The following is a 7,058-nucleotide window of genomic DNA, read 5'->3' on the forward strand; positions in this document are numbered from 1 at the left end:
GTGCCGAGTGGTGGGGCAAGAGCCCTTTGGTTACTTTGGGGCTTTTCCAAAGTGACCCGCCGTCAGGGCGGAACCCTAAGTAGCCGTTACCGCAGAAACGGATATGTACTCAACCCAGCATCCTGGTCGGCCCTGAGGCCGCCATCGGGGGCAAGCCCCCTCCCACATTTGGACCAAGGTGTGTCAGATGGATACCCGTCGGTTGAGAGGCCACCATCGGGAGCCCCCCTCCCACACTTGGATTTCACTCAGTCCAGATCACGCGCATCATGGCGCTCAGCCAACTGATCGTCACCCGACACCCGATTCACCCGCCGCCCACGCTGCACCGCCGGCCGCGCATCGATCGCATCGGCCCAGCGCAACACATGCTTGTATTCATGCACCGACAGAAACTCCGCCGCCCCATACAAGCGCCCTTTCACCAACCCGCCGTACCAGGGCCAGATAGCGATATCGGCAATGGTGTATTCATCCCCGGCAATGTACTCGCTCACCGCCAGGCGCTTGTCCAGCACATCCAGCTGACGCTTGGCCTCCATGGCAAAGCGATTGATCGGGTACTCCATTTTGCTCGGCGCATACGCATAGAAATGCCCGAAGCCGCCGCCCAGATACGGTGCGCTGCCCATCTGCCAGAACAGCCACGACAGGCACTCAGCACGCGCCGCAGGTTCGGCGGGGAAGAACGCCGCGAATTTTTCGGCCAGGTATTGCAGGATCGCGCCCGACTCGAACACGCGAATCGGTGCAGCGCCGCTGTGGTCCATCAACGCCGGAATCTTCGAATTCGGGTTGACCCCCACGAAGCCGCTGCCGAACTGGTCGCCGTCGCCGATCTTGATCAGCCAGGCATCGTATTCGGCGCCGGTGTGCCCGAGGGCCAGCAACTCTTCGAGCAGGATGGTGACCTTCTGCCCGTTGGGCGTGGCCAGGGAATACAGCTGCAAGGGATGCTTGCCCACCGGCAGCGCTTGCTCATGGGTGGCGCCGGCGATGGGCCGGTTGATGCTGGCGAAGGTGCCGCCGCTTTCGGCGTCCCAGGTCCAGACCTTGGGGGGTACGTAGTCAGCCATGTTCAATGCTCCTGGAGCGCTTGCGATCAACGAAGGGTTTGAGACTAAACCAAAGACGGGTGGTGCGTCACACTCAGGTCACCGTCCTGCCCTGGTACCTGCACACGCAGTGCGATGAGCAACGCCGCGAGCAGCATCAACACACCCGCCCCGACAAACACCCCGCCAATGCCGCTGACGCTGAACATCAACCCGCCACCGGCAGCCCCCGCAGCGATGGCCGACTGCACCGACGCCACCACCATGCCTCCGGCACTTTCGGCCTGATCCGGCACCGCACGCGCGACCCAGTTCGACCACGCCACCGGCACGCCGCCAAACGCCATGCCCCAGAGCGCCAGGAGCAGCGCCTGGGTCGGCAGTGACGCAGGCAGCCAGACCAACGCCAGTGCCGCAACGCCCACCAGCACCGGCATCAACACCAGCGTTGCCCGTGGGTGGCGCACCAGCAACCAACCGGCGAACAGCGTGCCGGCGAAGTTCGCCACGCCGAAACCCAGCAGCATCAGCGCCAGCCCTTCGGTGCCGACGCCGGTGGTGCTTTCCAGGAACGGCCGGATATAGGTGAACAGCGCGAAATGCGCGGTGTGCACCAAGACGCAGCCGAACATGCCCATGGCGATGCCGGGGCGCAGCAACACGTGCAGCACGGTGCGCAGGCGCGCGGTGCCATTGGGCGCCAGGCGCGGCAGCGTGAATGCCTGGAAGGCCAGGGTCACCACGCCCACGGCGGCAGCCGCGATAAACGCACTGCGCCAGCCGTACAGGCCACCCAGGTAGCTGCCCAGCGGCACAGCGACCACGGTGCCCAGCGCAATGCCGCTGAAAATGATCGACAGCGCCCGGGGCAAGGACGACGCAGGCACCAGGCGCATCGCCACCGCCGCCGCCATGCTCCAGAAACCGCCAAGGGCAATGCCCAGCAGGATGCGCATCAACAACAGCACCGTCAGGCTGGAGGACAGCGCCACCAGCAGGTTGGAGGCAATCATCAGCGTGGAAAAACCCAGCAGCACGATACGCCGGTCGATACCACGGGTCAGCCCGGGCACCAGCAAACCGGCGAACAGCGCCACTACCGCCGTCACCGTGACGGCTTGCCCGGCCAATGCCTCTGTAACGCCAAGGTCCAGGGCCATCGGCGTCAACAGGCTGGCCGGCAAATACTCAGCCGTGAGCAAGCCGAACACCCCCATTGCCAGGGAAAATACCGCCAGCCAGGCCGGCTCTGCCACAACGCCTGCAGGCGCATGGGCTGCACAATCAGTCATAACAAGTCTTCCTACAGTCATTAACGTGGCGCTCAGTCTAGGTAGGCCCGCCTGGATGATCTATGATGCAGAACCTTGATTATTTGACTGAAACCCCGAATATGAATTCAGTGGACGCTTTCACCGCTTCCTCCGACCTGATCAATGAATTGCTGCGCGGCATGCGCCTGCGGGGTGTGCAGTACCGGCGTATCCAGGCCGGGCCTACGTTCGGCATGGCCTTTGGTGCCAAGCCGGGCCACGCCTATTTCCACTTTCTCGCGGCCGGTCACGCCACGCTGCGTGCCGAGGACGGCAGCCTTTTCGCCCTGTCGGCCGGCAACGCGGTGTTCGTCTCCCACGGCGGCGCGCACGCGCTGTTATCCGCGCCGGATGCGGCTGTGCAGGACATCAGTGATTTCGACAGCGCACCGCTGGGGGATACCGTCTGCGCCGTGAACGCCTCACCCGATACCGTCCCCGACAGGCTGTTGTTCAGTGCATGTATGGAGTTCGAGCTCGGCAGCCTCCAGGGGCTCGGCAACCTGATGCCCGCCCTGATGCTGATCGATGCCGCAGGCCAGCGTTACCCGGGGCTGATGCCGATTCTGGCGGTCATGGAACGCGAAGTGTCCACGGCGCGCGTGGGTTATGCCGGCATCCTCGCGCGCCTCGCCGATGTGGTGGCGGCGATGATCGTACGGGGTTGGGTCGAGTGCGCCTGTGGCAACGCCTCGGGTCTGGTGGCGGCGTTACGCGATCCGCGCCTGGCCCCCGCCCTGCTCGCCTTGCATCAGCAACCGGGCCACGACTGGAGCGTGGCGCAGCTTGCCGCCCAGTGTCACACCTCGCGCTCGGTGTTCGCCGATCGCTTCCAGGCCGCCCTCGGCGTACCGCCGCTGCGCTATACCACGGAACTGCGTATGCGCCTGGCCAGCCAATGGCTGACCCTGGAGCGCATGCCCATCGACACCGTGGCGCAACGCCTCGGCTATACCTCCCAGGCGGCGTTCAGCCGTGCCTTCAAGCGCATTACCGGACAGCCGCCCGGCGCGGCCAGGCGTTCGATATGAAGGCCTGAAGCAGCACCGCTTTTCAAATGTGGGAGGGGCGGTGCGACGATTCGACTTGCCCCCGATGGCGGTGTACCAGTCAACATATAAGCTGGCTGACACACCGCTATCGGGGGCAAGCCCCCTCCCACACTTCATCCTCATCGTTTGATAGTCGCGTTTCTACACCCAACCACCATCCACGATAAAGTTCTGCGCCGAACACATCGCCGAGGCGTCGGAAGCCAAAAACAGCGCCATATTAGCGATATGCTCAGGCATCACACTGCCCGGCAGGCACTGGCTGCGGGCGATCAGCTCGCGGGCGGCGTCGTCCACCCACAGGGCCAGTTGTTTTTCCGTCATCACCCAGCCTGGCACCAGCGTGTTGACGCGGATGCGGTGCGGCCCCAGCTCCCGAGCCAGGCCGCGGGTCATGCCATGGGCGGCGGCCTTGCTGGCGGCGTACACCGGGTAGCCGGCGGAGGCCATCATCCAGCCGACGGAGCCGAGGTTGATGATCGAGCCGCCACCGGCGTGTTTCATCATCGGTGCCACGGCCTTGGCGGCAAAGAACGCGTGCTTGAGGTTGACCGCAATCAGGCGGTCGAACATCTCCGAGTCGATTTCCTCCAAGGTATGGCGCACATCGTTCGCGGCGTTGTTGACCAGTACCGTGATCGGGCCCAGGGAGTGTTCGAAGCGCCCGATCGCGGCGCGATAGCCAATCTCGTCGGTGATATCGCAGCATTCGAACTCGACGGTATGCCCCTTGGAGTTCAACAGTGCCGCCAGGCGTTCGCCCTGGCTTTGTGCGCGGTCCACGAAGGCCACCTTGGCGCCCTGGGCCGCGAAGGCCCGCACCATGAATTCGCCGATGCCGGAGGCCCCGCCGGAGATCATTACGGTCTTGCCCTTGAGGTCGGGATACAGGGCGTGCTCAGTACTCATAACGTGATGCCTCGATCAATTAGTCTTATTTTATTTTACGAAATCGGCGTTAAAGGCTATAAATTCGCTGTCCAAGTGACGAAATATCGCACATTAGTAGAACTATTCAATCCTAAAACAACAAAAGGAAGTTCGACCATGAAGCACCCTCGATACCTGCTGTCCGGCCTGGCGCTGTCCATGCTGATCGCCAGCGGCGGCGCACATGCCGCCGGCTTGAGCAGCGAACACAAACCCTTCGGCAAAACCAACGACGGCACCGCCGTCGAACAATACGTGCTGCGCAACAGCCATGGCATGCAAGCCACGGTGATTACCTACGGCGGTGTGCTGCAGTCGCTGAAGGTGCCGGACAAACACGGCAAGGTCGACGACGTGGTGCTGGGTTTTGACGACGTGCAGGGCTACCAGGCCGGCACCGCGTTTTTCGGCGCGACCATTGGGCGCTTCGGCAATCGCCTGGCCGGCGGTGCCTTTGAACTCGACGGCAAACGCTACCAGGTGCCGCTCAACGACGGCCCCAACTCGCTGCATGGCGGCGCCCAGGGCTTCGACAAGCAGGTGTGGCAAGCCAAGCCGCTCAAGGACAAGGATTCGGTCGGGGTCACCCTCACCTACCTGTCCAAGGACGGTGAAATGGGCTTCCCCGGCAACCTGAAAACCGAAGTCACCTATCGCCTGAACGACAAGAACGAACTGCACATCGATTACACCGCCACCACCGACAAACCGACCGTGCTCAACCTCACCAACCACAGCTACTTCAACCTGGCCGGCGCGGGCAATGGCGACATCCTCAAGCAGGTCGCCACCCTGCACGCCAGCCATTACACACCGGTGAACGCCACCCTGATCCCCACCGGCGAACTGGCGCCGGTCAAGGGCACGCCGATGGACTTCCTCAAGCCCACACCTATCGGCCAGCACATCAAGGACGACCACCCGCAGCTCAAGTTTGCCGAACCGAAACAGGGCGGGTTTGACTTCAACTGGGCGCTGGATACCAAGGGTGACGTCAAGCAGCTGGCGGCCGAGGTGCATGACCCCGAGTCGGGTCGGCGCTTGCAGCTCTACACCAGCGAGCCTGGGGTGCAGTTCTATACCAGCAACTTCCTGGACGGTTCGATGAAGGGCAAGGGCGGCAAGGCGTACCAGCATTGGAGCGGGTTTACTTTGGAAACCCAGCATTTTCCGGATGCGCCTAACCAGCCTGGTTTTGCCTCGACTCGCTTGAACCCAGGGCAAACCTATACCCAGAACACCATTTTTAAATTCACTGCCGATTAAAACTGTGGGAGGGGGCTTGCCCCCGATTGCGGTGGGTCAGCTACAGATGCATCAACTGACTCACCGCTATCGGGGGCAAGCCCCCTCCCACATTTGATCTCCAGATGACTTGGATTCAGCGTTGTTTCATGCGGTCGATGACGACCGCCAGCAGCAGGATCGAGCCACGGATCACATACTGATAAAACGTGTCGATGTTCTTCAGGTTCATCGCATTCTCGATGATCGCCAGGATCAACACCCCGGCAATCACATGGCGAATCATGCCGATACCGCCACTCAACGACACCCCGCCCAGCACGCACGCCGATATCACCGTCAGCTCGAAACCCTGGCCGATCATCGGTTGGCCGGAGGTCATGCGCGAGGCCAGGATCACACCGGCCAACGCGCCGATCAAACCGTGCACGGCGAAGATCAGGATCTTGGTGCGATCCACGTTCACGCCGGCCAGCAACGCCGCTTCCGGGTTACCGCCGATGGCCATGGTGTTGCGCCCGTAGGTGGTGTAATTGAGCAACCAGCCGAAGAACAGGAAGCACACGATCGTGATCAGGATCGGCACCGGCACGCCGAACAACTGGCCGTTGCCGAACACGAAGAACTGATCCTGGGACACGCCCACCGCTTTGCCGTCGGCAAAAATATAGGCCAGGCCACGCACGATCTGCATGGTCGCCAGGGTCGTGATCAACGCGTTGACCCGCAGCTTGGCGATGACGATGCCGTTGATCAGGCCCACCATCAAGCCCATCAACAGCGCCGCGCCGATGCCAAGCATCACGCTGTCGGTGTCGCGCATCACAATCGCCGCCACCACGCCGGCGCAGGCAATCACCGAGCCCACCGACAAGTCGAAGTGCCCGGAAGCCAGGCAGAACAGCATGGTGCACGCAGCAATGCCCACCGTGGAAATCGCCAGGCCCAGCCCGCGCATATTCAGCGGCGAGAGGAAGTTATCGATCAACAAGGCACACAGCACAAAGATGCCTATCGCCGCCAGCAGCATGGCCCAATTGTCGAGCAAGGCGCGCAGATCGAGGGGTTTGCGTGCCGAGGGCAACGCGTTGTTTTGAAGGGTCATGGTCGTCTCTCAGTTCGCCAGGCCGCGCGGCAAGGCCAGCTGCAGCAGGTTGGATTCAGTCGCGTTTTCGCGCAGTTGTTCACCGCGCATGGCGCCTTCGCACAGCACCAGGATGCGGTCGGAAATGCCCATGACTTCCATCAGGTCGCTGGACACTACGATCACCGCAATACCCTGGGCCGCGAGGTTGTGGATGATCTGGTAGATCTCGGACTTGGCGCCGATGTCGATACCGCGCGTGGGCTCGTCCAGCAGCAGCACCTTCATCGGCATCGACAGCCAGCGGCCGAGAATGGCCTTTTGCTGGTTGCCTCCGGACAGGTACATGATTTTCTGTTCGGCGCTCGGCGTCTTGACC

6 protein-coding genes and 1 pseudogene are annotated in these 7,058 nt (G+C 62.5%); 2 read left to right on the forward strand and 5 right to left on the reverse strand.

From position 1 onward, the window contains the following. Positions 1–248 precede the first annotated feature (248 nt). Together yghU and J1G34_RS26770 are read right to left on the reverse strand one after the other, a co-directional pair. Complete coding sequence (gene yghU, locus J1G34_RS26765; protein ID WP_065936990.1) at positions 249–1,076, reverse strand: glutathione-dependent disulfide-bond oxidoreductase; 828 nt, start codon at positions 1,074–1,076, stop codon at positions 249–251. 44 nt (positions 1,077–1,120) lie between these two features. Further along, positions 1,121–2,347 (reverse strand): MFS transporter, encoded by a 1,227-nt coding sequence (locus J1G34_RS26770; protein ID WP_222994857.1) that lies wholly within the window; start codon positions 2,345–2,347, stop codon positions 1,121–1,123. A 65-nt stretch (positions 2,348–2,412) separates the two neighbouring features. Here J1G34_RS26770 and J1G34_RS26775 point away from each other — a divergent pair, with 65 nt between their 5' ends. Beyond that, on the forward strand, positions 2,413–3,399 hold the full coding sequence (locus J1G34_RS26775; protein WP_222994858.1) for an AraC family transcriptional regulator: 987 nt from the start codon (positions 2,413–2,415) through the stop codon (positions 3,397–3,399). Positions 3,400–3,561: 162 nt separating this feature from the next. Here J1G34_RS26775 and J1G34_RS26780 read toward each other — a convergent pair whose 3' ends face one another. Beyond that, on the reverse strand, positions 3,562–4,329 hold the full coding sequence (locus tag J1G34_RS26780) for an SDR family NAD(P)-dependent oxidoreductase (protein ID WP_065892961.1): 768 nt from the start codon (positions 4,327–4,329) through the stop codon (positions 3,562–3,564). A gap of 138 nt (positions 4,330–4,467) precedes the next feature. On the opposite strand from J1G34_RS26780, the gene J1G34_RS26785 reads away from it, so the two are divergent. Then, positions 4,468–5,616, forward strand: a complete 1,149-nt coding sequence (locus J1G34_RS26785) for an aldose epimerase family protein (protein ID WP_065892960.1) — start codon at positions 4,468–4,470, stop codon at positions 5,614–5,616. Between the two features lie 115 nt (positions 5,617–5,731). Here the strand turns inward: J1G34_RS26785 and araH are convergent, their stop codons facing one another. Together araH and araG are read right to left on the reverse strand one after the other, a co-directional pair. Then, the gene (gene araH / locus J1G34_RS26790; protein ID WP_065887779.1) at positions 5,732–6,700 is read right to left on the reverse strand and encodes an L-arabinose ABC transporter permease AraH; all 969 of its coding nucleotides are present in this window, start codon (positions 6,698–6,700) and stop codon (positions 5,732–5,734) included. Between the two features lie 9 nt (positions 6,701–6,709). After that, a pseudogene (gene araG, locus J1G34_RS26795) lies at positions 6,710–7,058 on the reverse strand (L-arabinose ABC transporter ATP-binding protein AraG); the annotation flags it as partial.

This window comes from Pseudomonas sp. Wu6 (assembly GCF_019891515.1).
In the GTDB taxonomy this organism is placed as follows: Bacteria; Pseudomonadota; Gammaproteobacteria; order Pseudomonadales; family Pseudomonadaceae; genus Aquipseudomonas; species Aquipseudomonas orientalis_A.

Bases quoted from the DNA above. Each gene is read 5' to 3' on its own strand.
- J1G34_RS26780 (WP_065892961.1), bottom strand. From the start codon at position 4,329: ATGAGTACTGAGCACGCCCTGTATCCCGACCTCAAGGGCAAGACCGTA.
- araH (WP_065887779.1), bottom strand. From the start codon at position 6,700: ATGACCCTTCAAAACAACGCGTTGCCCTCGGCACGCAAACCCCTCGAT.
- J1G34_RS26775 (WP_222994858.1), top strand. From the start codon at position 2,413: ATGCAGAACCTTGATTATTTGACTGAAACCCCGAATATGAATTCAGTG.
- J1G34_RS26770 (WP_222994857.1), bottom strand. From the start codon at position 2,347: ATGACTGATTGTGCAGCCCATGCGCCTGCAGGCGTTGTGGCAGAGCCG.
- J1G34_RS26785 (WP_065892960.1), top strand. From the start codon at position 4,468: ATGAAGCACCCTCGATACCTGCTGTCCGGCCTGGCGCTGTCCATGCTG.
- yghU (WP_065936990.1), bottom strand. From the start codon at position 1,076: ATGGCTGACTACGTACCCCCCAAGGTCTGGACCTGGGACGCCGAAAGC.